Raw genomic sequence first — 23,209 nt, forward strand, 5'->3', positions numbered from 1 at the left:
TTTAGTCATCCTGCCCCTGCTTCTGGCGTCTTCATTTGTGACCCGTCCTGAACTGAGTTGACACCTTTTCATGAAGAAAAGGGGACGTCAGATGGACACAGGGGTTAAACGGACACAGCGAAACTACAGGATCATACGTCCAGGTTGCGCACGCCAAGGGCGTTTGTCTCGATGAAAGCGCGGCGCGGCTCGACTTCGTCTCCCATCAGTGTGGTAAAAATCTGGTCGGCTGAAATCACATCCTCGATCTGCACTTTCATCAACCGGCGCACCTTGGGGTCCATGGTGGTTTCCCATAACTGTGCAGGGTTCATTTCCCCCAGACCCTTGTAGCGCTGGATGCTCATTCCGCGTTTGACCTCGGCCAGGAAAAAGTCCATGGCCTCGCGGAAACTTTGCACCGGCATTTCCTTCTCGCCCCGCTTGGCACGAGCACCCTGGCCTATCAGATCGCGCAACAGATCGCCAACCTTGACAAGCTGGTTGTAATCGCCAGATTCGAGCAGATCCGCCTCAAGGAAATTGACATAGGTATTGCCATGCGAATGACGGGTGATACGCAGACGATGACTGTCAGTTTCACTGATGAATTCGGCAGCTATTTCATATTTCTGCGCATCCAGCGCAGCGCCCAGGCTCGCCTCGCTCTGCATGGCGGCGCCACTGTCTTCCAGACTCAAACGCGAAATTCGCATTAAGGCCTGCAGCACGTCGTTGGGTAGCAGGCGTGCCAGGCGTTCGCATACAGCCTCGGCAAGGAAGTATTCGCGCGCCAGCGCTTCCAGTGCTTCCCCCACAATCGGCATGGCGCCATCCATCGGGGTCAGTTCGGCGTCTTTCATCGCCTCGGCCATCAGGTGTTCCTTGAACGCGTGTTCATCCTTGATGTAGCGTTCGGACCGCCCGTGCTTGACTTTGTACAGCGGTGGCTGGGCGATATATATGTGGCCGCGCTCGACCAGCTCCGGCATCTGGCGATAGAAAAAAGTCAGCAGCAGGGTACGGATATGCGCGCCATCGACGTCGGCGTCAGTCATGATGATGATGCGGTGGTAGCGCAGCTTGTCGGGGTTGTAATCGTCCTTGCCGATGCTGGTGCCGAGCGCAGTGATCAGGGTGGCGATCTCCTGGCTGCCGATGACCTTGTCGAAGCGTGCGCGCTCGACGTTGAGGATCTTACCCTTGAGCGGCAGAATAGCCTGAAACTTGCGATCGCGTCCCTGCTTGGCCGAGCCGCCGGCCGAATCGCCTTCAACCAGGTAAATTTCGCACAGCGAGGGGTCTTTTTCCTGGCAGTCGGCCAGCTTTCCGGGCAGGCCCAACCCGTCCATGACGCCTTTGCGGCGCGTAATTTCTCGCGCCTTACGCGCGGCGTCGCGCGCACGGGCGGCATCGATAATCTTGCCACACACAATTTTGGCGTCACTGGGGTTTTCCTGCAGAAATTCTGCAAGCTTCTGTCCGACGATTTCCTGCACTACCGGCTGCACTTCGCTGGACACCAGCTTGTCCTTGGTCTGCGACGAGAATTTTGGATCGGGAACCTTGACCGACAGCACGCAAGATAAGCCTTCGCGCATATCGTCACCGGTAGTTTCGACCTTGGCTTTTTTTGCCAGCTCGTTTTCTTCGATGTATTTATTCAATACCCGCGTCATCGCCATGCGCAGGCCAGTCAGATGGCTGCCGCCATCGCGTTGCGGGATATTGTTGGTGAAGCACTGCACCGTTTCGGAATAGCTGTCGTTCCACTGCATGGCGACTTCAACGGTCATGCCGTCCTTTTCGCCAATTGCGCTGAATATCTTGGGATGCAACACCGTTTTAACCCGGTTGATATATTCGACGAAGCCCTTGACGCCGCCAGAATGTGCGAAGTTCTCACTCTTTCCGTCGCGATGATCGATCAACTCGATCTTCACGCCATTGTTAAGAAACGACAACTCACGAATGCGCTTGGCAAGAATATCGTAGTGAAATTCCACGTTGCCGAAAATTTCATCGTCGGCTAAAAAGTGCACTTCTGTACCGCTATTTTCCGTGTCGCCGACGATTTTCATCGGAGAAACCTCGACTCCTTTCTGGGTTTCGATTTCTCGATTTACGATCTTGCCGCGATTGAATTCCATCAGGTGTTTCTTGCCATCGCGGCGAACGATCAGCTTCAGCCATTTCGACAGGCCGTTGACACACGACACGCCAACGCCATGCAGCCCTCCCGACACTTTGTAACTGTTCTGGTTGAACTTGCCGCCGGCGTGCAACACCGTCATGACAATTTCTGCCGCGCTGCGCCTGGGCTCATGCTTGTCGTCGAACTTGATGCCGACCGGTATGCCGCGCCCATTGTCGGTAACCGAGATGGAGTTGTCTGGGTGGATAATGACCTTGATATCGTCGCAATAGCCGGCCAGCGCCTCATCAATGGCGTTGTCCATCACTTCGAACACCATGTGATGCAAGCCGGTGCCGTCGGAGGTATCGCCTATGTACATGCCGGGCCGCTTACGCACCGCTTCCAGACCTTCCAGCTGCTGAATGCTGTCTTCGTCGTAACCGCCATTCGAGTTATCGGGCTTCGCGTTTTCGGGCTTGTCGCTCATGGTGTTCCTGTCGGCTGTTGCATAAAGTTTGAAGAGAAATCTTCCGGCTCGGATACGCGATTAAATTCTCATCGGCATCACGACGTACTTGAAACCTGCTTCATCTTCACTGGTCAGCAGCATGCTGCTGTTGGCGTCGCCCAGCGATAGGGTGATTTCTTCGCTATTGAGCGCGCCCAGGCCATCAAGCAGATAAGTTACGTTGAAGCCGACATCCAGCGGATCGCCATCGTAACTAACTTCGATTTCGTCGGCCGCTTCTTCCTGTTCGTTGTTGTTGCAGACGATGCCCAATGTATTCTCACTCATCACCAGGCGCACGCCGCGGAATTTCTCATTGGAGAGAATCGCCGCCCGTTGCAGGGCCTGAATCACGCTCAGTCGATTGGCCTTGAGGTGGCGCGGCTGGCTGGCCGGGATGACACGATGGTAGTCGGGAAATTTGCCGTCAACCACCTTGGTCACCAACTCGGTAGCCGGCAAGGTGATGGTGACCTGGTTGGCGCCGATACGCAGTTCGACCGGATCCTCCACATCGCCCAAAAGTTTGGAAAGTTCGATCACGGTCTTGCGCGGGATGATGACTTCGCGCCCCTCGGCTTCGGTTTCCAGTGCGGTTTCCGCATAGCTCAGACGATGACCATCGGTGGCGACCACGCGCAATTGCTTGCCGTCCAGTACCAACAACATGCCGTTGAGGTAATACCGGATGTCCTGGCTTGCCATGGCGAACTGCACCAGTTGCAACAAGTGTTTCAAGGTTTTTTGCGGCAGCCGGATGGCTTCGCCCAACGCCGCTCCTGTTTCTACCCGAGGAAAATCCGCGGCTGGAAGCGTTTGCAGGGTAAAACGCGACTTGCCCGCACTTACCACAACCTGGCTATCCTTGGTGTCGAGCTTGAGCTTGGCGGCGTCTGGAAGCGCTCGTACGATGTCAAACAGCTTGCGCGCAGCAATGGTGATTGCAAAGTCTTCGCCTGCATCCGTGGTTTCCAGCTGGGTGCTCACCTGTAGTTCCAGATCGGTGGCCAGCACGGTCAACTTGCCGCCTTTTTTCTCGAGCAGAAAATTGGACAGGATCGGCAAGGTATGACGTCGCTCGACGACGCCAACCACAGCGGTGAGAGCAGCCAAAAGAGCGTTGCGTTCGCTTTGTATTAATAGCATTTATATATTCCTGAGAATCATAATAAAGGCGGTCTAAAACTGGGGATAAGCTTTTTTACCTAATAAAAACAACCGCTTGTTATTGGTTTTTGGGTGTGGACAACGCCTTGGCAGAGTGGGACAGGTGGGGATGATTTTTTCTATGCCCCCCGCTTCACATGCTTTATCCACATTTCATCCTCAGCCAGTCAGGCTTTGTAGTAACACCAGATAATCGCGTCCGATGTCGGCTTGTGTCTCGCGCAGCTCGGCTACTTTGCGGCAGGCGTGGATGACCGTGGTGTGGTCGCGGCCGCCGAACGACTCGCCGATTTCCGGCAGGCTCTGGTTAGTGAGTTCTTTTGCCAGTGCCATCGCGATCTGGCGGGGCCGTGCCAGGTTGCGTGTGCGTTTTTTGCAAAACATGTCGGCGACCTTGATCTTGTAAAAATCGGCAACCGTTTTCTGGATGTTTTCAATCGAGACCATGCGCGAGGTCGAGGCGATGAGGTCGCGTAACGCCTCTTTTACCAGTTCCAGCGTAATGGGTTTTTCATGAAAGCGCGAAAAAGCGATCACCCGTTTCAGGGCGCCTTCCAGTTCACGCACATTGGAACGCACCTGCTTGGCGATGAAGAAAGCGACATTTTCGTCAAGTTTGATATTTTCCGCCTGCGCCTTGGCAAGCAGAATGGCCACCCGCATTTCCAGTTCCGGCGGCTCGACGGCAACCGTTAGGCCCCAGGCGAAGCGTGATTTGAGCCGGTCGTCCAGGCCACTGATTTCCTTTGGGAAGGTGTCGCAAGTAATGACGATTTGTTTTTTGTTTTCAATCAGCGAGTTGAAAACGTAGAAAAACTCTTCCTGGGTACGATCTTTTTTGGCGAGGAACTGGATATCGTCGATCAGCAACAAGTCCAGCGACATGTAGCGCCGTTTCAGGTTGTCGAATTGTTTGTTAAGGTAGGCTTTGACCACATCGTCCACATAATCATTGGCATGGATATAACTGATGCGAGCGTTGGGGTTGGCTTGGCGCACGGTGTTGCCGATGGCTTGCAACAGGTGGGTTTTGCCCAGACCCACCCCACCATAAACAAATAGCGGATTATAGGCAATACCGGGATTATTGGATATTTGCAGCGCGGCGGCACGCGCCAATTGGTTGGCGCGCCCAGAGACGAAGTTGTCGAAATTGAACCCGGGGTTGATGCGTAGGCCTATCTGGTCTGGCACAACGGCGCTGGTCGGCGCAACGGTGGCGGGTGCCGTAGCGATCGAAGCAGGGGACGACGGACGGGGGGCGCTTGGTTTTTTTCTCAACGCATAGGTGATGGCGACCGGGTGTGTGTAAAACTCAATCGCCCAGCTATCGATGTGTTCGGCAAATTTCTCGCGCACCCAGTCCATCACGAAATGATTGGGCGCTAGAATGCGCACGTTGCCGTCCGCATCTTCAAATACCAGCGGCTTGATCCACGTACTGAATTGCTGCTGGGTCAGATTGGCGCGGAAACGTTCTTGGCAAAGGTCCCAGAAAGAATCCATAGTCGAGTGTCGGGAAGCGGAAAGCCGCAAGGGATTCAAACACGAAGCTTACTCTCCTTCGACGAGGTTATCCACAGGCACGATGAACTGGATATTATCAGGAGCACCAGTCGAACTTGACATCCCCCCCGCGGAGCGGGTTTAATAAGCGGTTTTTCAACAGATTTTTTGTGTCTGGTCGTCCTGCGCGGGTAGGTTCGGGCGGGCACCTGCCAGAAAGGTATAGTCATGAAACGTACTTATCAGCCTTCCACCGTTCGTCGCAAGCGCACGCACGGTTTTCGCGCACGCATGAAAACCAAGTCGGGTCGGGCCGTGATCAATGCACGTCGCGCCAAGGGCCGCACCCGTCTGGCTGTCTAATCGACACGCTGCCCAACAAGGCGCGTCGCGTGCGCATCATGGATGCGCGCCTGGTAAAAAAAACCGATTTTGACCGGGTGTTTGCCAACAATCAGCGCGCCCGTACAGATTATGTGGTGGTGATGGCACGCCCTAATCAGGTAGGTTACCCGCGTTTGGGAATGGTGATTGCCAAACGCCTGCTTGCGCGTGCGGTGGACCGCAACCGCGTCAAGCGCTGCGTGCGCGAAAGCTTCAGGCAGGCTTTTCCGGAACTTCCCGCGTGCGATTTTGTAGTTCGCCTGATCGCCAAGCCGGTTCCGGGTGAAGAAGCGCGCGATTTGTCACGCACCTTCAAGCGTGCCGGTCTCCGGGCCATGGCAAAATGGCCAACCGCTCCGGCAGGAGAAGCAGCGCCGGAATTCTCCTCCAACTAAACGCGTCCCGTCTCATGGATAACCAGCGGCTGATTCTTTTTATCGTTTTTTCTTTTTCTCTGCTTCTGCTGTGGGAAGCGTGGCAGGATAAAAGTGCGCCACAGCCAACCGTGCCGTCCGCGACAAGCGTACCGGCCACAGGCGTTCCTGCGCCCAGCGAGGCCTTGAAAGCGACTGTGCCACCCGCAACGCCATCAACCGGTTTCGGCAAGGGCGCGCGTGTCGTGGTGGAAACCGATGTCTTGCGCGCGACCATTGATGCCAACGGCGGCGATCTGCGTCAACTGGACTTGTTGAAGTATCACGAAACAGAAGACAAAAATAAGGTCCTCACCCTGTTCGAGGACAATCAGACGCAGCCTTATCTGGCCCAAAGCGGCCTGGTAGGCAAAGATCTGCCGACGCACCGCAGTGTGTATCAGCTCAATTCCGGCACCTATCGCTTGACCGGTGGTGTTGCGCAACTGGAAGTTCCGCTGGTGTGGAACGACCCCGCCAGCGGAATTCGCGTTGAAAAAGATTATATTTTCAAGCGCGGCAGTTATGCGGTTGAAGTCAGAACCCGTGTCACCAACGGCGGCACCAAACCCATCGATTTGACGCCCTACTATCAGTTCACCCGCCACGGCGAAGCACCGCGCGGGGAATCCTTTTTCATCCACTCGTATACCGGCCCGGCTTTCTATACCGATGCCGAGAAATTCAAGAAAGTCACCTTCAAGGACATTCAGTCCGGCAAGGCAGACTTCGAGAAAACCGCTGATAACGGCTGGGTCGGCATGGTGCAGCACCACTTTGTCGCGGCCTGGTTGCCCGAGAACGGGGTCAAGCGGGAGTATTACACCCGCGCCTTGGGCGATGGGCTGTATTCAGCCGGCGTGATTGTGGCCGAAGGCACACTTGAACCCGGCCAGCAGAAGACCTTTACCGTGCCGTTGTATGCTGGACCGCAAACCCAGACAGCGCTGGAAAAAACTGCACCGGGACTCGATCTTACGCGTGACTACGGCTGGCTTACGCCATTGGCATACCCGATTTTCTGGTCGCTGGAAAAAATCGAGCGACTGGTCGGCAACTGGGGCTGGGCCATCATCATCTTGACTTTCCTCCTCAAGCTGGCGCTGTATCCGCTGTCGGCGGCGGGCTACAAGTCGATGGCCAAGATGAAGAAGCTGACGCCGCGCCTGCAGAAACTGAAGGAAACCTATGGCGACGACCGCGCCAAACTGCATCAGTCGATGGCGGAGATGTACAAAACCGAGAAGATCAATCCGCTTGGCGGCTGCCTGCCCATTGTGATTCAGATTCCGGTATTCATTGCGCTTTACTGGGTGCTGCTCGCGGCAGTCGAAATGCGCGGCGCACCCTGGCTGGGCTGGATCACCGACCTGACCGCGCCCGATCCGTGGTACATCCTGCCCGTCATCATGGGCATCACCTCGATCTTGCAAGTCAAGCTGAATCCACAGCCGATGGATCCGATGCAGGCCAAAATCATGATGATCATGCCGGTGGCGTTTACCGTGATGTTTGTCTTTTTCCCGGCGGGTCTGGTGCTCTATTGGGTCGTCAATAACATCCTGTCGATCGCGCAGCAGTGGGCGATCAACCGGCAGGTCGTGGGCGGTGACAAACCCGCCGCAGGCAAGGCCTGACCTGATCGCCGCCATTGCCACCGCCCCAGGACGCGGTGGGGTGGGGGTGGTACGGGTGTCGGGTGCGGCGATAGCGCCGCTTGCCACGGCGATACTGGGGCGCCTGCCCGAGCCGCGTCGTGCCACATTTACCCGCTTTCTCGATCGCGATGGCGAGGTGCTTGACGAGGGTATCGCACTTTATTTTGCTGCGCCGCACTCCTTTACCGGCGAGCATGTTCTGGAGTTGCAGGGGCATGGCGGGCCGGTGGTGCTGAATCTGGTTCTGCAGCGTTGCGTCGAGCTCGGCGCGCGCTTGGCAGCACCGGGTGAGTTCACCCGCCGCGCCTATCTCAATGGCAAGCTCGATCTGGCGCAAGCCGAGGCGGTGGCTGATCTGATCGATGCGGCATCCGGAGAGGCGGCGCGCTCGGCCGTGCGTTCGCTCGCCGGCGCCTTCTCGGCGCGGATTGCCGAATTGCTCGAGGCGCTGACCCGTTTGCGCGTGCTGGTCGAGGCCACGCTGGATTTTCCCGAAGAAGAAATCGATTTTCTGCGCGACGCCGATGCCTTTGGCCGGCTCGATGCCATCGATGCCAGCCTGCGGGCGGTGCGTTTGCAGGCCCGGCAGGGCGCGTTGCTGCGTGAAGGCCTGACCGTGGTGCTGATCGGCCAGCCGAATGTCGGCAAGTCGAGCCTGATGAACCAGCTGGCCGGGTTCGAGGCGGCGATCGTCACCGAGATCGCCGGCACCACTCGTGACACCGTGCGCGAGGCGATTCAGATTCAAGGGGTGCCGCTCCATATCATCGATACCGCAGGTTTGCGCGACACAGACGATGCAGTGGAGAAAATTGGCATCGCCCGCACCTGGGACGCGGTGGGCAAGGCCGATGTGGCCCTGCTCCTGGTGGACGCGGCGTACGGTGTAGGTGACCGCGAGGAGGCGATCCTGCAATGCCTGCCCGGTGTGGCACGGCTGACCCTCCACAACAAGATCGACGTCACCTTTGATGCACCGCGCGCGGTGGGTGACGAAATCTGGTTGTCTGCGAAAACCGGCGCCGGGGTCGAGCTGCTACGCGAAAAGCTGCTTGAAGCGGTCGGCTGGCAGGCGGTGGGCGAGGGTGCATTCATGGCGCGCGCGCGCCACCTCGACGCGCTCGGCCGTGCTGCGGGCCATTTAGTCGCTGCGCGCGCGGGGGCCGTGCAGCTCGAGCTGTTTGCCGAGGAACTGCGGCTGGCGCAGGCCGCTTTGTCGGAAATTACCGGCGAATTCACCGCGGACGATCTGCTGGGCGAAATTTTTAGCAAGTTCTGTATTGGCAAGTAAACCGGCCGCGCAGGACTTTTTCCCGAGTGTGGTAGCTGTGATGTTTCAAATGTATTCAACCCTTCAGGATTGCCAGTCATGCTGACCTGGCGCGGCATCGCCGACGAACTCAAGACCCATCGCGTGCGCCTGCTGCAGGGCAACTTCATTGCGCTGTTGGCGGTCGCCGCGGCAGTGCCGGTACCGCTTTTGCTGCCGCTGATGGTCGATGAGGTGCTGCTGCAGCATCCGGGGAAGATGGTTGCCACCATCGGCGCATGGTCTCCGGCGGCGTGGCACGGGCCGGTGCTGTTCATCGGTGCGGCGCTGCTGCTGACGCTGGTTTTGCGGCTGACGGCAATCCTGCTCAACGTGTGGCAGGGGCGGACGTTTTCCCTGCTGGCCAAGGAAGTGGTGTATCGGATCCGTGTACGCATGTTGAACCGACTGTCGCGCATTGCACTGTCGCAGTTCGAGACGGTGGGAGCAGGGCGGGTGACATCGCATTTTGTGACGGATCTGAACGCCATCGACAGCTTCCTCGGCGCTTCGGTTTCAGGGCTGGTGGTGTCGGTGCTGACACTGGTCGGCGTCGCCGCAGTGTTGTTCTGGATGCATTGGCAATTGGCATTGTTCATTCTGTTACTGAATCCCGTCGTGATCCTGTTTTCGACCCGACTCGGCAAGCGGGTGAAGGATCTGAAAAAGTTCGAGAACCGCGCCTTCGAGGTGTTTCAGGATGCGCTCGCCGAAACGCTGGATGCCTTGACCCAGATCCGCGCGATGAACCGAGAGAAGCATTATCTGGAGCGGGTGAGCGAGAAGGCGGCCGACATCCGACAGCACGCTGCGGCATTCGCCTGGAAATCCGACGCGATGGGCCGGTTTTCCTTCTTCATCTTCCTTGCCGGGTTCGACGCCTTCCGCGCCGGAGCGATGCTGATGGTGGTATTTTCCGACCTCTCCATCGGTGAGATGTTGGCGGTGTTCAGCTACCTGTGGTTCATGATGACACCGGTGCAGGAACTGGTAAACATGCAGTACGCTTGGTACGCTGCCAATGCCGCGCTGGGGCGGATCAATGCGCTGCTCGGTCTCGCCAGCGAACCGCAGCATCCGGCGCTGCGCGACCCCTTCGCCGGCCAGCCCACCGTTGGTATTACGCTCGACCAGGTCAGTTTTGCCTATGACGAGGGCGAGACGGTGCTCGATGACGTCAGCCTTGTGGTGGCGGCAGGCGAGAAAGTGGCGCTGGTGGGCGCTTCCGGCGGCGGCAAGTCGACCCTGGTACAGGCGCTGCTGGGCCTGTACCCGGTGAAGTCGGGGAAGATTTTATATGGCGATGCGCCGGTGACCGAGATCGGCTGGGAAACGGTGCGTGAGCACGTTGGCGTGGTGCTGCAGCACCCGGTGCTGTTCAACGATAGTGTGCGCGCCAATCTGACGCTGGGGCGCGAGGCCGATGACGCCAGGCTGTGGCAGGCGCTGGAAATTGCCCAGCTGAAGGACGTCATCGCCGAGCTGCCGCATGCGCTGGATACGGCGGTGGGACGGCAGGGTGTGCGGCTGTCCGGCGGGCAGCGGCAACGTCTGGCGATCGCGCGCATGATCGTTGCCGACCCAAAAATAGTCATTCTCGACGAAGCCACCTCGGCGCTCGATACCGACACCGAACAGCGCCTGCATCAGGCGCTGAGTGGGTTTCTGGCTGGACGCACCACGCTCATCATTGCCCATCGCCTGTCGGCGGTGAAACAGGCCGACCGCATTCTGGTGTTCGAGAATGGCCGCGTGGTGGAAGCGGGCGCTCACGATGAACTGATCGACCGCGGCGGCCTGTATCACAAGCTGTATCACCCCGCCTAAGGCCATTTGGATTCGAAACCGGATCTGGCTATTACAGAGTTTTCTGATATACTTCGCCGAGTTGTGCATTCAGCAGTGGGCAGGCCAAGTTTATTTGCCGCCGTGCCTCGGGACTGTTCTCACAGCCCCATCGTCTTCGACCTCTCTATTGTGCTCCGGTAGTTTCTGACAGCCGGCAGTGACAAGTCTTGTGGTTGGCGCCGATGTGATCGACGCGACCCGTTGGGCGGTCAGGAATTAATATATTCCAAACGCCGCTTATTTTCCGGTTCGTATTTTATGGCCTGTTCGGTATTGAACCGGGCGCAGGTCTGTTTTGCGCGTTTGAGCGCATTAAAAAGGTATTGTCATGAGCTTTTCCGAACTTGGGTTAGATCCCCTCCTTCTTAAATCCGTGCTGGCTTCGGGCTACGAAAATGCCACGCCGGTGCAGCAGTTGGCGATTCCCGCCGCGCTGACCGGCCGCGACCTGCTGGTGTCGTCGCACACCGGCAGCGGCAAGACTGCGGCGTTCATGCTGCCGTCGATCCAGCGCATGCTGGCCGAGCCGACGATCAAAGGCATGGGCCCGCGCGTGCTGGTGCTGACGCCCACGCGCGAACTCGCGCAGCAGGTCGAAAAAGCGGCCATCACTTATGGCAACGAGATGCGCCGTTTCCGCACCGCCTGCCTGGTCGGCGGCTCGCCGTATGGGCTACAGCTGAAGCGCCTGTCGCAGCCCGTGGACGTGGTGGTGGCAACCCCGGGTCGCCTGATCGACCATCTGGAGCGTGGAAAGATCGACTTTTCGCGCCTGGAGGTGCTGGTTCTCGATGAGGCCGATCGCATGCTCGACATGGGCTTTGTCGATGACATCAAGGCCATCGCCGCACGCTGCCCGAAGGAGCGCCAGACGCTGCTGTTCTCGGCCACGCTCGATGGCGTGGTGGGCAATCTGGCGCGCGAGCTGACCCGCGACGCACAGCGCATCGAGATCGAAGCAGTGCCTCACCTGGAATCCAAGATCGAGCAGCGGCTGCTGTTTGCCGACAACATGGACCACAAGAACCGTTTGCTCGATGCGCTGCTGCGCGGCGTGGAGATGACCCAGGCCATCGTGTTCGCCTCGACCAAACGCAGCACCGAGGAAATTTCCGACCTGCTGTCCGAAAGCGGCTTTGCGTCCGACGCGCTGCATGGCGACATGCAGCAGGGCCAGCGCAACCGCGCGCTGCAGCGCCTGCGCGAAGGCCGTACCCGCGTGCTGGTGGCCACGGACGTCGCCGCGCGCGGCCTCGACGTGGCGGGCATCAGCCATGTCATCAACTTCGACCTGCCGCGGCAGGCCGAAGATTATGTCCACCGCATCGGCCGTACCGGCCGCGCCGGTCGCACCGGCATCGCGGTGAGCTTCGCCGGTATGCGCGAAGTCGGCCTGGTGAAGAACATCGAGCGCTACACCGGCAACCGTATCGAGGTCCATACCCTGCCCGGGCTGGAACCCACCCAGAAGCCGACTTCCGGCCGTCCTGCAGCAGCGGGGCGCCCACGCAGCAACGCCGGCCCGCGCGGCGGGTTTGGCGACAAGCGCAGCGAACCGCGCAGCTATGGCGACCGCCCGCCGAGAGGCGACAGCCGCGATAATCGTGACCGCGGTTACCGTGCCGACGCGCGTCCGGGCGGCGACCGTCCTGCCCATAGCGACGCGCGCGGCAACCGCGTTGACAGCGCTCCGCGTGGCCCGTTTGGCAGTGCCCCGCGTGCTGCTTATGGCGACCGTCCGCCGCGCAACGAGGCTTATCGGGGTGCCGATGTCCACGGAGCACCCAAGGCCGAAGTCAACGGTAACAGCGTCGAGTACTGGGAAAAGCGCGAACGCGAGGCCAAAGCCAAAGCCGCCTCCTCCCGCAGCTACGGTGACCGCGGCAACAGCGCGCGTCCCGGCCAGCCGCGCAGCGCCGGCAATGAAAACCGCGGCGGCGGCAATCGCGTCGGCGTGCGGGGTCGTTTCAAGGACTAATCGCCCGAACGGTCACCGGCGATAGAGATAGAAAGGGCTCTCACGAGCCCTTTTTTATGTGTTCGAATCGCGGCCGCCGCGAACCTGCATCCACAAGGGCATGCTGTTTTTGCGACAATGCACGCTCCGGGCGCTCGCGGCATCTGCAAAGGGCGGGAAGGCGGGTTAATTCTTATGGAAAATGACATCAGGGCACCATCGCAAAACCATTCCACTTGGCGCTGGATAAGCGACCGCGGGCTGCGGGTGGAAACCGGTGATACCACGCTGACCCGTTATGTCGCGTTGGCCTCACTGAGGTTGTCGGAAATAGAAGACATAATACCGGCAGATGGCTGCCTGTTTCTGATTTTTCGGCGCGGCGCAGGCTTGTCGGAAAATTTACGGTCGGCGTTGAACGCGCCCGCGGCCGGCGTGCCGACCATGGGCGGAACGCTGCATGAAATTGTCGTCGAGTACGGTGGCGCCGCCGGGCCGGATTTGCCGGCATTGGCAGAGCGGGCAGGCCTGGACGCCGCGGCCTATATAAACTGCCATGCGGCGGTGGAATATTCGGTTGCTTTCCTGGGCTTCCAGCCGGGCTTCCCGTACCTGCATGGCCTGCCTTGCGCCCTGCATGCGCCCCGCCGGGCGTCACCGCGAGTGCGTGTGGTGACGGGCAGCGTGGCGATCGGCGGGGGGTACACCGGGATTTACACTGCCAGCGGCCCCGGCGGCTGGCACATCATTGGCCATACAACGGCTGTCATATTCGACCCGCAGCGCGTTGCACCCGCCCTGCTGATGCCCGGCGACCGCGTTCGCTTTGTGCCGCGATGATCGAGGTGCTGAGCGCAGGCCTTTGCGATCTTGTGATGGATCAGGGACGCTCCGGCCGGGGCGCGCTTGGCGTGCCCGTTGGCGGCGCGGCGGATTCTTCGGCACTGGGGGCTGCCAATCGCCTGGTGGGGAATGACGCGGCGGTGGCGGGACTGGAAATCACTCTTAAGGGGCCCAGCCTGCGGTTCCCGCGTGGGGGCGTCGTGGCGCTCGCCGGCGCGCGCTTTGCCGCGACACGTAGCAGCGGCACGGCGGTCGGGTGGGGCGAAACACTGGTTCTGGCGGCGGGAGAAACCCTGAATCTGGAGCAGGTGGAAACGGGTTGCCGCTGCTGGCTGGCGCTGCGTGGCGGACTGGCGGTGCCGCCGGTGATGGGCAGTCGCAGCACGTTTTTACCGGCTGGATTCGGCGGCTATCGGGGTCGTGCACTGCGGGCAGGAGATGTGCTGGCAAGTGGTGCGCAGGTGGGGGCAGTGCGTTTGCTGCGCGCGCGCGTACCCTTCATCGAGCGGGATGAGCCGCTGCGCGTGGTGGCCGGACCGCAAGTGGGTCTGTTTGAGGATGCGGGGCTGCTGGCCTTCTTTACTGGAAACTATCGGGTGGCGGCGGCGTCAGACCGCCGCGGTCTGCGGCTGGATGGGCCGGCGGTGTCGTATGCGCGGGCCGAAGTGCCATCGCAGGGTGTGCTGCCGGGTGCGGTGCAGGTGCCGCCGGATGGCCGGCCGATCGTTTTGGGCTGGGACGGGCCGGTGACCGGCGGCTACCCGGTGATTGCCGGGGTGATCGCCGCCGACATGGCGAAACTTGCACAACTTCGGCCGGGCGATGCGGTGCGGTTTGCCACCATCGAGCTTGAGCGGGCCCGGGCGCTGGCCACCGAGCAATGGGAAATCGAGGCGCTGACATGATCGAACTCAATGCGGATATCGGTGAAGGCTGCGATGACGCTAGCCTGATGCCCTATCTGGGGCGAGTGTCTGTTGCTTGCGGCGGCCATGTTGGCGATGCTGCGAGTATGGCCGCCGCACTGCAGCTGGCGGCCGCTCATGGGGTGGCGGTGGGTGCCCATCCGGGCTACCCCGATCGCGTTCACTTCGGCCGCCGACCGCTGGCCGCGACCGAGGATGAAATTGCAGCATGGGTTACGCAGCAGACCGAGGCGCTGGCCGAGCACGCGGGGCGACTGGGGCTTCGGTTGGCGCACGTCAAGCCACATGGCGCACTGTATAATATGGCGGCGCGTGACGTGGGCGTGGCTCGGGCGATCGCCCGGGCGGTCGCGGCACTCGATCCGACGCTGGCGCTGGTGGGCCTGTCCGGATCGCAATTGATTGCGGCCGGTGCCAGAGCCGGCCTGGCTGTACTTGACGAAGCCTTTGCCGACCGTCGCTATCAGGCCGACGGCCTGCTGGTTTCACGTGAAACCAGCGAAGCGCTGGTGACCGATCCTGAAGAGGCGGCCCAGCAGGCGCTTGCCCTGGCGCGGGGTTTGCCCATCGCCACCTTGAATGGCATGCCTCGCAGGATCGCGGCTGTCACGATCTGCCTGCACAGCGATACCCCCAATGCATTAAATATCGGCCGGGCGGTCCACGCCGCCCTCAACCGTGGATAATGCCGCCCCTTGACCCTTGACCCGCTATGCCGCTTCTTACCTTTGATCGACTCGAACTCGCCTATGGCCACTGGCCCCTCCTTGACGGCGCCTCGCTGGTGGTCGAGGCGGGCGAGCGCATCGGCCTGATCGGCCGCAACGGCACCGGCAAGTCGAGCCTGCTGAAAATCATCGCGGGCATCAACCCGCCGGATGCCGGGGACGTATGGCGCCAGCCTGCCCTGAAGCTTGCCTATGTGCCGCAGGAGCCGCAGTTTCAGCCCGGACATACGGTGTTCGAGGCGGTGGCCGAAGGCGTTGGTGCCGCGCAGACGCTGCTGGCCCAGTACCATGCCGTGGCGCATGCGATGGCGGACGGCGACGAGACGGTGTACGCCGACTTCGAGCGGTTGTCGCACGAGCTGGAGTTGGCCGACGGGTGGCGGCTCAATAGCCGGGTGGAGGAAACGCTACAGCGCCTGAGCCTGGATGCCGACCGCGCGGTCGACACCCTGTCCGGCGGGCTCAAGAAGCGCGTCGCGCTGGCGCGCGCCTTGGTCACCGACCCCGAATTACTGCTACTGGACGAACCCACCAACCACCTTGATTTTTCTGCCATCGAGTGGCTGGAGGGCTTGCTCAAGGACTTCAAGGGTGCGCTGCAGTTCATCACCCACGACCGGCGCTTTCTGGACAACGTCGCCAACCGCATCGTCGAACTGGATCGTGGCCAGTTACGCGAATATCAAGGTAATTTCACCGCATATCAGGCAAAAAAAGCCGAACAGCTCGAAATTGAGGCGGTGCATAACCGCAAATTCGACAAGTTCTGGAAGCAGGAAGAGGTCTGGATTCGCAAGGGCGTACAGGCTCGGCGCTGTCGTGACGAAGGCCGGGTGCGGCGGCTTGAGGCCCTGCGCCTTACCCGTGAGGCGCGCATGGGCCGTGCCGGCCAGGTCGGCTTCCAGATCGATGCGGGCGACCGTTCCGGCAAGGTGGTGGCCGAGCTTGAGCACGTGACTTATGGTTACGATGACAGAATATTGATCAACGATTTTTCCGGCGTCTTGCTGCGCGGCGACAAGCTGGGCCTGCTCGGCCCGAACGGGGCCGGCAAGACTACGCTGATCCGCCTGATTCTGGGCGAACTGCAACCGCAATCCGGCAAGATCCGGCAGGGCACCAAGCTCGAGGTGGCGTATTTCGACCAATTCCGCAACCAGCTGAACGATGACGCGACGCTGATCGACACGATTTCTCCCGGCTCCGATTTTGTCGAAATCGGCGGGCAGAAAAAGCACGTCATCAGCTACCTGGAAGACTTCTTGTTTCCTGCCGAGCGGGCGCGCGCTAAAGTGTCGGCACTCTCGGGCGGCGAGCGCAACCGGCTGCTGCTGGCGCGGCTGTTCGCACGTCCGGCCAACCTGCTGGTGCTGGACGAGCCGACCAACGACCTTGACATCGATACCCTGGAACTGCTGGAGCAATTGCTGCAGGAGTACAGCGGCACTGTCCTCATCGTCTCGCATGACCGCACCTTCCTCGACAACGTCGTCACCCAGTCCATCGTGTTCGAGGGCGACGGCAAGTTGACCGAGATCGTTGGCGGCTATGCCGACTGGCAGGCGTGGAAAGCACAACAGGCCACGTCCGCCCAGCAATCGGCCGGCGCCAAGCCCCCAGCGACGACTACATCGCCCAAGCCCGCCGGCAAGTCCAGCCTCAGTTACAAGGAAGCGCGCGAACTTGAGGCCCTGCCGGTCCAGATTCAGACGCTGGAAGTCGAGCAGGAGGCGCTTGCAGGTCGATTGGCCGACCCCGCACTGTATCAGGACCCGCCGCAGGCGGCGGCGCTGCAAGCGCGCACGGAGGTCATCGAGGCCGAATTACTCGACGCGTTGGCGCGCTGGGAAGCGCTGGAAGCGAAGCAGGCCGGTTAGCGCGAATGTTTCACGTGAAACGAAAGCGGGCAGCGAGTAAACTGCGTCCATGAATTTCCCCGAATCCTTCGATGTCATCGTCATCGGCGGCGGTCACGCCGGCACCGAAGCCGCGCTGGCCGCCGCGCGCATCGGCGTGAAAACGCTGCTGCTGACGCACAATATCGAAACCCTCGGCGCCATGTCGTGCAATCCGTCGATCGGTGGCATCGGCAAAGGGCATTTGGTGAAGGAGGTCGACGCGTTGGGCGGCGCGATGGCGCTGGCGACCGACGAGGCGGGAATCCATTTTCGCACGCTCAATTCGTCCAAGGGGCCGGCGGTACGCGCCACTCGGGCGCAGGCCGATCGCGTGCTGTACAAGGCGGCGATCCGGCGGCGGCTGGAAAACGCGCCCAATCTCACGCTGTTTCAGCAGGCGGTGGACGACCTGTTGCTCGACGGCGACCGCGTCGTCGGCGTAAAAACCCAACTCGGAATCGTGTTCGGTGGCCGCACGGTGGTGCTGACGGCCGGCACTTTCCTTGCCGGTCTAGTGCACGTGGGGCTGGAAAACTTCCAGGCGGGACGCATGGGCGATCCGCCATCGGTGTCGCTGGCCGCGCGCCTGCGCGAACTGAAGCTGCCGGTCGGCCGTCTGAAGACCGGCACCCCGCCGCGCATCGACGGCCGCAGCATCGATTTCAGCCAGACCCAGGCCCAGCCGGGCGACGATCCGGCGCCGGTGTTTTCCTTCATGGGCGATGCACGTATGCATCCCGCGCAACGCCCGTGCTGGATCACCCACACCACAGAAAAAACACACGAGATCATCCGCGGCGGGCTCGATCGGTCGCCGATGTACACCGGCGTGATCGAAGGGGTGGGTCCGCGCTACTGCCCGTCAATCGAGGACAAGATCACCCGTTTCGCCGACAAGGCGAGCCACCAGATTTTCCTCGAACCCGAGGGGCTGACCACTCACGAGATCTATCCCAACGGCATTTCGACCTCGCTGCCGTTCGACGTGCAGCTCAATATCGTGCGCTCGATCCCCGGGTTGGAAAACGCCCACATCCTGCGCCCCGGCTATGCCATCGAATACGATTACTACGATCCACGCAACCTCACAGCCTCGCTCGAAACCAAATCGATCGCCGGTCTGTTTTTCGCTGGCCAGATCAACGGCACGACGGGGTATGAAGAAGCCGCGGCGCAGGGCTTGCTGGCGGGCATCAATGCCGGCTTGCAGGCGCAGGGGCGCGATGCCTGGAGCCTGGGCCGCCACCAGGCCTACCTTGGCGTGCTAGTCGACGATCTCATCACGCGCGGCGTCTCCGAGCCCTACCGCATGTTCACCAGCCGCGCCGAATACCGCCTGCAGCTGCGCGAGGACAATGCCGACATGCGGCTGACCGAAGCCGGGCGCGCGCTCGGCGTCGTCGGCGATGCGCGCTGGGATGCATTCAGCCGCAAGCGCGATGCGGTCGCGCGCGAGACCGAGCGGCTGAAGGCGACCTGGGTCAATCCGGCGATACTGCCGGCGGCGGACGCCACCCGCCTCATCGGCCAGCCGATCGATCACGAATACAATCTGTTTGAGCTGTTACGCCGTCCGAACCTGGATTATGCGCAGGTGCTTGCCTTGCCGGGTGGCGGGGCGGGCGAGGCTGATTCGCGCGTGGCCGAGCAGGTCGAGATAGCCGCCAAATACCAAGGCTACATTGACCGGCAGAATGAGGAAATCGGCAGGCAGCACGAACAGGAAACCCTGCGACTTCCCCCTGACCTCGACTACAGCCGCTTCACCGGCCTGTCGATGGAAGTGCGCCAGCGCCTGCAAACGGCAAGGCCCGGGACCCTGGGCCAGGCGGCGCGACTGCAGGGTGTCACCCCGGCAGCGATTTCAGTGTTGCTGGTGTACGCCAAGCGCGGCTTCAAGCCTGACGAACAAAAGAAAAGCGCATGACGGTCGAGCCGCAATTAATGGCGGGAATCGCCGCCCTGGATCTGGCCTTGCCCACAGGGGCCGAGGCGACGCTGCTGGCCTACCTGGCGCTGCTGGATAAATGGAACCGTGTGTACAACCTGACCGCGGTGCGTGAGGTCGAGAGCATGGTCAGCCACCACCTGCTGGATTCGCTGGTGGCGGTTCCATTCTTTCAGAGCGGCGGTTCGGATTTGATTCGCGTGCTCGACGTCGGTAGCGGCGGCGGGCTGCCGGGCATCCCGCTGGCGATTGCACGGCCGCAATTGCAGTTGACGCTGATCGACAGTATTGCCAAGAAAACCGCCTTCCTGCTGCAGGCCAAGGCCGAGCTGGGGCTGGCCAATTTGAATGTGGTGACGGGTCGGGTAGAGGATTACCGGCCCGAGACGGGCTTCGATGTCATCACCTCGCGTGCATTTTCCGATCTCAAGGAATTCGTCACCCTGACTCGCCATCTTCTCGAACCGGCCGGCCGCTGGCTGGCGATGAAGGGGTTGATGCCGCACGAAGAGATCGCCTCCTTGCCGGATTGGGTGAAGGTAAGCGTTACCCACAGGTTGGTCGTTCCGGGGCTGGATGCGAGCCGTCATTTGATTATTCTGGAGCCTGTTTAATGAGCCGAATCCTGGCAATCGCCAATCAAAAGGGCGGTGTCGGCAAGACGACGACGGCAGTGAATCTTGCCGCGAGCCTGGCCGAACTCGGCCAGCGGGTGTTGCTGGCCGACCTCGATCCGCAGGGCAATGCAACCATGGGTGCTGGCATCGAAAAGCGCACCGCGTTGCCGACGGTGTACCAGATCCTGCTCAACCAGGTGAGTGTGCGCCAGGCGCGGATGCGCTCCGAGGCCGGCCATTTCGATGTCATCCCGGCCAACCGCGAACTCGCGGGCGCGGAAATCGATCTGGTGAACCTGGAGCAACGCGACCTGCGACTGAAGGCCGCGCTGGCGCAGGTGGCCGACGACTACGACTTCATCCTGATGGACTGCCCGCCGACGCTGAATCTGCTGACCGTCAATGCCTTTGCCTCGGCGGAAGCGGTGCTGATCCCGATGCAGTGTGAGTATTACGCGCTGGAGGGCCTCACCGATCTGGTTGCCACCATCAAGAAGGTCAAGCAGCGGCTCAATCCCGGCATCCGCATCGAGGGCCTGCTACGGGTGATGTTCGATCCGCGCAGCACGCTGGCGCAGCAGGTATCGGACCAGATCAAGCAGCATTTCGGCGACAAAGTGTACGACACCGTCATTCCACGCAATGTGCGACTGGCCGAGGCACCCAGCCACGGGCTGCCGGTGCTTGCCTATGACCGTCACTGTAGGGGCGCGAAAGCGTATATGGAACTGGCCGAGGAAACGCTCAGGCGTGCCGGCATCACAACAGGGGAGACCGCATAATGGCCAAACTCAAGGGACTCGGGCGCGGCCTCGACGCGCTGCTGGGTGGAGAAGACAATGCAGCGCCGCCGCAGGGCGACTTGCGCATGATGAATGTGGCGCAATTGGCGCCTGGTAAATATCAACCGCGCACCCAGATGGACAGCGAATCGCTGCAGGAGTTGGCCGACTCGATTCGTGCACAGGGGCTGATGCAGCCGATTCTGGTGCGTGAAATCGCGGGCGGCCATGAAATTATCGCCGGTGAACGCCGCTGGCGCGCCGCGCAGATGGCGGGGCTCGACGAGGTGCCGGTGCTGGTGCGCGAAGTGGCCGACGACGCGGTGGCGGCGATGACGCTGATCGAAAACATCCAGCGCGAAGACCTCAACGCCATTGATGAGGCGCACGGCATGCAGCGCCTGATTCATGAATTCGGCATGACGCACGACGCGGTGGCACAGGCGCTCGGCAAGTCGCGCGTGGCAGTATCCAATCTGCTGCGTCTGCTCAATCTGTCGCACCCGGTGCAGGACATGCTCACCGCAGGCCTCATCGAAATGGGCCACGCGCGTGCGCTGCTGTCCCTGCACGCGGACGCGCAGCGTGAGCTGGCGCACGAAATCGAAACGCGCGGCCTGTCGGTGCGCGAAGTCGAGCGCCGCGTGGCGCGACTGAAGGATGCCGTTGCTGCGCCGGCCAAGCAGGCCGTTTCGCGTGATGTGATCCGCCTGGAGGAGGCGCTGTCGGATGCGCTGGGGATGACGGCCCGGGTGCAGGTCAGCAGCAAGGGTGGTGGCAGGCTGACGCTGCATTTCGCCAGCGCGGATGAGCTGCAGGGCCTGCTGCAACGGCTCGACATCCGACTGTAATGCGCTGTACCGGCATCGCCAGCGATGGCGGGCTATGGAACATCACTACTATAGAGAGGGTTATCATCAAGCTGTTTGATGGTTGCATAGACCTCGCTGATTCAGTATCATGCGTGGCTGATGTTCAGCGGCTTTCATACCGGCACCCGGCGAGTGGCCTTGGCGCAAGCAGTGTTCGCGCCGAGCGCTGCCTTGGTTGGCGGCATGTTTGCCGGGGTTGAGGCTGGACTTTCCTTGTTGTATGGCGCCCTGGTGGCGTTGGCGGTCAGCGCAGTGCTGGTCTGGCACGAGCGGCAGTCGATGCGGCACCCGGAGTGGGATCAGCACCGCTTGTTCAAGTTGTTCATCCGCGCCGGCGTTGAGCGGCTGCTGTTGCTGACGGGGTTGCTGATTGTTGGCCTCGGGGTCTTGAATCTGGCGCCCTTGCCATTGTTGCTGGGGCTGCTGCTGGCCCAGTTTGGCTGGCTGGCCGCAGCAACAGGCCGCCTAAATAAATAAAACAACTGCTCGTTTAACGGGTTTTTCCAAGGGGGGTTTTGAATGGGCACGCATTGCGCGCGCCCATTCAAAACCTACTTATTGAATTTGACCACTATGGCTTCGGAATACCATTCCTCTGGCGAGTACATCAAGCACCATTTACAAAACCTGACCTATGGCGAGCATGTCGACGGCACTTGGGGCTTTGCCCACGGCGCCGAAGAGGCCAAAGCCATGGGCTTCTGGGCGATCAACGTCGACAGCATGCTGTTCTCGATTGCCCTCGGCGTCTTATTCCTGTTTTTCTTCCGCATGGCGGCCAAAAGGGCGACTGTCGGGGTCCCTGCCGGCCTGCAGAACTTTGTCGAGTGGGTCATCGAATTCATCGACAGTACCGTGCGGGGCTCCTTCTCGCATCGGAATGCGCTGGTTGCGCCGCTGGCGCTGACCGTGTTCATGTGGGTGTTCCTGATGAACATGATGGACCTCATCCCGGTTGACTGGCTGCCCTATGCCGCGTCGATCGCGGGGGTGCCGTACCTGAAAGCGGTGCCGTCGACCGACCCCAACGTGACCTTCGGCATGTCACTGTCGATCTTCGTCCTGGTGCTGTACTACAGCGTCAAGATGAAGGGCGCAGGCGGCTTCTTCTCCGAACTGGCATTCCAGCCGTTCCCCAAATTCCTGTTCCCGGTCAATCTGCTGCTTGAAGGCGTGGGTCTGATCGCCAAGCCGATCTCGCTCTCCCTGCGTCTGTTCGGCAACATGTACGCCGGCGAGATGATCTTCATCCTGATCGCGCTGATGTTCGGCGGCAGCTGGATTCTGGCGCTGTTCGGCGGTGTGCTGCAGTGGGCCTGGGCGGTGTTCCACATCCTCATTATCACCCTGCAGGCCTTCATTTTCATGACCCTGACCATCGTTTATCTGGACATGGCGCATGCCGAGCATCACTGATTTCAGCTGTATTGATTAATTGGTTTCTTGTTTTCAACTTTAATTTTTACCTTTAGGAGCAACAAATGGAAATGACTCAAGCCGTGCTGTATATCGCGGGTGCCCTGATGATGGGCCTGGGGGCACTGGGTGCCGCCGTTGGCATCGGCATCCTCGGCGGCCGCTTCCTCGAAGGCGCTGCCCGTCAGCCCGAATTGATCCCGATGCTGCGTACCCAGTTCTTCATCGTCATGGGTCTGGTTGACGCCGTGCCGATGATCGCCGTCGGCCTGGCCATGTACGTTCTATTTGCCGTTGCCGGTTAATTCGCGGG

At 60.7% G+C, this 23,209-nt stretch carries 20 protein-coding genes; 17 read left to right on the plus strand and 3 right to left on the minus strand.

Annotation, left to right across the window (positions count from 1 at the left end; all coding sequences use genetic code 11):
• Positions 1-131: 131 nt before the first annotated feature.
• From gyrB to dnaA, 3 genes are all read right to left on the minus strand, one after another.
• Complete coding sequence (gyrB, locus tag ACZ41T_RS09580; RefSeq protein ID WP_464921170.1) at positions 132-2,603, minus strand: DNA topoisomerase (ATP-hydrolyzing) subunit B; 2,472 nt, start codon at positions 2,601-2,603, stop codon at positions 132-134.
• Positions 2,604-2,663: 60 nt separating this feature from the next.
• Positions 2,664-3,770 carry a DNA polymerase III subunit beta gene (gene dnaN / locus ACZ41T_RS09585; RefSeq protein ID WP_464921171.1) on the minus strand — a complete coding sequence of 369 codons (1,107 nt, stop codon included), beginning with the start codon at positions 3,768-3,770 and terminating at the stop codon, positions 2,664-2,666.
• Positions 3,771-3,950: 180 nt separating this feature from the next.
• A complete protein-coding gene (dnaA, locus tag ACZ41T_RS09590) occupies positions 3,951-5,297 on the minus strand; it encodes a chromosomal replication initiator protein DnaA (protein WP_464921172.1) in 1,347 nt (448 codons plus the stop codon).
• Between the two features lie 228 nt (positions 5,298-5,525).
• On the opposite strand from dnaA, the gene rpmH reads away from it, so the two are divergent.
• From rpmH to atpE, 17 genes are all read left to right on the plus strand, one after another.
• Positions 5,526-5,660 (plus strand): 50S ribosomal protein L34, encoded by a 135-nt coding sequence (rpmH, locus tag ACZ41T_RS09595; protein WP_464921173.1) that lies wholly within the window; start codon positions 5,526-5,528, stop codon positions 5,658-5,660.
• A 38-nt stretch (positions 5,661-5,698) separates the two neighbouring features.
• Entirely contained in the window at positions 5,699-6,076 is a 378-nt protein-coding gene (gene rnpA / locus ACZ41T_RS09600; protein WP_464921174.1) for a ribonuclease P protein component, read from the plus strand.
• A gap of 14 nt (positions 6,077-6,090) precedes the next feature.
• Positions 6,091-7,731: a membrane protein insertase YidC gene (gene yidC / locus ACZ41T_RS09605; RefSeq protein ID WP_464921175.1), complete on the plus strand. Its 1,641-nt coding sequence runs from the start codon at positions 6,091-6,093 to the stop codon at positions 7,729-7,731.
• A complete protein-coding gene (gene mnmE, locus ACZ41T_RS09610; RefSeq protein ID WP_464921176.1) occupies positions 7,703-9,043 on the plus strand; it encodes a tRNA uridine-5-carboxymethylaminomethyl(34) synthesis GTPase MnmE in 1,341 nt (446 codons plus the stop codon). Before yidC ends, mnmE begins: the two co-directional genes overlap by 29 nt.
• Positions 9,044-9,121: 78 nt before the next feature.
• Entirely contained in the window at positions 9,122-10,888 is a 1,767-nt protein-coding gene (locus ACZ41T_RS09615) for an ABC transporter ATP-binding protein (RefSeq protein ID WP_464921177.1), read from the plus strand.
• 349 nt (positions 10,889-11,237) lie between these two features.
• Positions 11,238-12,887 carry a DEAD/DEAH box helicase gene (locus ACZ41T_RS09620; protein WP_464921178.1) on the plus strand — a complete coding sequence of 550 codons (1,650 nt, stop codon included), beginning with the start codon at positions 11,238-11,240 and terminating at the stop codon, positions 12,885-12,887.
• Positions 12,888-13,004: 117 nt separating this feature from the next.
• Positions 13,005-13,706 (plus strand): 5-oxoprolinase subunit PxpB, encoded by a 702-nt coding sequence (gene pxpB, locus ACZ41T_RS09625; RefSeq protein WP_464921179.1) that lies wholly within the window; start codon positions 13,005-13,007, stop codon positions 13,704-13,706.
• A gap of 35 nt (positions 13,707-13,741) precedes the next feature.
• Positions 13,742-14,614, plus strand: coding sequence for a 5-oxoprolinase subunit C family protein (locus ACZ41T_RS09630; RefSeq protein ID WP_464921180.1), 873 nt, complete (start codon positions 13,742-13,744; stop codon positions 14,612-14,614).
• The gene (gene pxpA / locus ACZ41T_RS09635; RefSeq protein ID WP_464921181.1) at positions 14,611-15,321 is read left to right on the plus strand and encodes a 5-oxoprolinase subunit PxpA; all 711 of its coding nucleotides are present in this window, start codon (positions 14,611-14,613) and stop codon (positions 15,319-15,321) included. The genes ACZ41T_RS09630 and pxpA overlap by 4 nt, the downstream gene beginning before the upstream one ends.
• A 26-nt stretch (positions 15,322-15,347) precedes the next feature.
• Positions 15,348-17,240 carry an ATP-binding cassette domain-containing protein gene (locus tag ACZ41T_RS09640; protein WP_464921182.1) on the plus strand — a complete coding sequence of 631 codons (1,893 nt, stop codon included), beginning with the start codon at positions 15,348-15,350 and terminating at the stop codon, positions 17,238-17,240.
• Between the two features lie 49 nt (positions 17,241-17,289).
• Entirely contained in the window at positions 17,290-19,188 is a 1,899-nt protein-coding gene (gene mnmG / locus ACZ41T_RS09645; protein WP_464921183.1) for a tRNA uridine-5-carboxymethylaminomethyl(34) synthesis enzyme MnmG, read from the plus strand.
• Positions 19,185-19,823 carry a 16S rRNA (guanine(527)-N(7))-methyltransferase RsmG gene (rsmG, locus tag ACZ41T_RS09650; RefSeq protein ID WP_464921184.1) on the plus strand — a complete coding sequence of 213 codons (639 nt, stop codon included), beginning with the start codon at positions 19,185-19,187 and terminating at the stop codon, positions 19,821-19,823. The genes mnmG and rsmG overlap by 4 nt, the downstream gene beginning before the upstream one ends.
• Positions 19,823-20,608, plus strand: a complete 786-nt coding sequence (locus ACZ41T_RS09655) for a ParA family protein (protein WP_464921185.1) — start codon at positions 19,823-19,825, stop codon at positions 20,606-20,608. The genes rsmG and ACZ41T_RS09655 overlap by 1 nt, the downstream gene beginning before the upstream one ends.
• Complete coding sequence (locus tag ACZ41T_RS09660; protein WP_464921186.1) at positions 20,608-21,459, plus strand: ParB/RepB/Spo0J family partition protein; 852 nt, start codon at positions 20,608-20,610, stop codon at positions 21,457-21,459. Before ACZ41T_RS09655 ends, ACZ41T_RS09660 begins: the two co-directional genes overlap by 1 nt.
• Positions 21,460-21,612: 153 nt before the next feature.
• Entirely contained in the window at positions 21,613-21,957 is a 345-nt protein-coding gene (locus tag ACZ41T_RS09665) for an ATP synthase subunit I (RefSeq protein ID WP_464921187.1), read from the plus strand.
• A gap of 96 nt (positions 21,958-22,053) precedes the next feature.
• Positions 22,054-22,896, plus strand: a complete 843-nt coding sequence (gene atpB, locus ACZ41T_RS09670; protein ID WP_464921188.1) for a F0F1 ATP synthase subunit A — start codon at positions 22,054-22,056, stop codon at positions 22,894-22,896.
• Positions 22,897-22,961: 65 nt separating this feature from the next.
• On the plus strand, positions 22,962-23,201 hold the full coding sequence (gene atpE, locus ACZ41T_RS09675; protein WP_018509318.1) for a F0F1 ATP synthase subunit C: 240 nt from the start codon (positions 22,962-22,964) through the stop codon (positions 23,199-23,201).
• The last annotated feature ends 8 nt before the right edge of the window (positions 23,202-23,209 follow it).

This window comes from Thiobacillus thiophilus (assembly GCF_055378705.1).

Coding starts and splice junctions, on each gene's coding strand:
- dnaA (WP_464921172.1), bottom strand. CDS start 5,297: ATGGATTCTTTCTGGGACCTTTGCCAAGAACGTTTCCGCGCCAATCTG.
- yidC (WP_464921175.1), top strand. CDS start 6,091: ATGGATAACCAGCGGCTGATTCTTTTTATCGTTTTTTCTTTTTCTCTG.
- ACZ41T_RS09615 (WP_464921177.1), top strand. CDS start 9,122: ATGCTGACCTGGCGCGGCATCGCCGACGAACTCAAGACCCATCGCGTG.
- ACZ41T_RS09655 (WP_464921185.1), top strand. CDS start 19,823: ATGAGCCGAATCCTGGCAATCGCCAATCAAAAGGGCGGTGTCGGCAAG.
- ACZ41T_RS09620 (WP_464921178.1), top strand. CDS start 11,238: ATGAGCTTTTCCGAACTTGGGTTAGATCCCCTCCTTCTTAAATCCGTG.
- ACZ41T_RS09640 (WP_464921182.1), top strand. CDS start 15,348: ATGCCGCTTCTTACCTTTGATCGACTCGAACTCGCCTATGGCCACTGG.
- rnpA (WP_464921174.1), top strand. CDS start 5,699: ATGGATGCGCGCCTGGTAAAAAAAACCGATTTTGACCGGGTGTTTGCC.
- ACZ41T_RS09660 (WP_464921186.1), top strand. CDS start 20,608: ATGGCCAAACTCAAGGGACTCGGGCGCGGCCTCGACGCGCTGCTGGGT.
- mnmG (WP_464921183.1), top strand. CDS start 17,290: ATGAATTTCCCCGAATCCTTCGATGTCATCGTCATCGGCGGCGGTCAC.
- atpE (WP_018509318.1), top strand. CDS start 22,962: ATGGAAATGACTCAAGCCGTGCTGTATATCGCGGGTGCCCTGATGATG.
- atpB (WP_464921188.1), top strand. CDS start 22,054: ATGGCTTCGGAATACCATTCCTCTGGCGAGTACATCAAGCACCATTTA.
- ACZ41T_RS09630 (WP_464921180.1), top strand. CDS start 13,742: ATGGATCAGGGACGCTCCGGCCGGGGCGCGCTTGGCGTGCCCGTTGGC.
- pxpA (WP_464921181.1), top strand. CDS start 14,611: ATGATCGAACTCAATGCGGATATCGGTGAAGGCTGCGATGACGCTAGC.
- pxpB (WP_464921179.1), top strand. CDS start 13,005: ATGCACGCTCCGGGCGCTCGCGGCATCTGCAAAGGGCGGGAAGGCGGG.
- dnaN (WP_464921171.1), bottom strand. CDS start 3,770: ATGCTATTAATACAAAGCGAACGCAACGCTCTTTTGGCTGCTCTCACC.
- gyrB (WP_464921170.1), bottom strand. CDS start 2,603: ATGAGCGACAAGCCCGAAAACGCGAAGCCCGATAACTCGAATGGCGGT.
- rsmG (WP_464921184.1), top strand. CDS start 19,185: ATGACGGTCGAGCCGCAATTAATGGCGGGAATCGCCGCCCTGGATCTG.
- rpmH (WP_464921173.1), top strand. CDS start 5,526: ATGAAACGTACTTATCAGCCTTCCACCGTTCGTCGCAAGCGCACGCAC.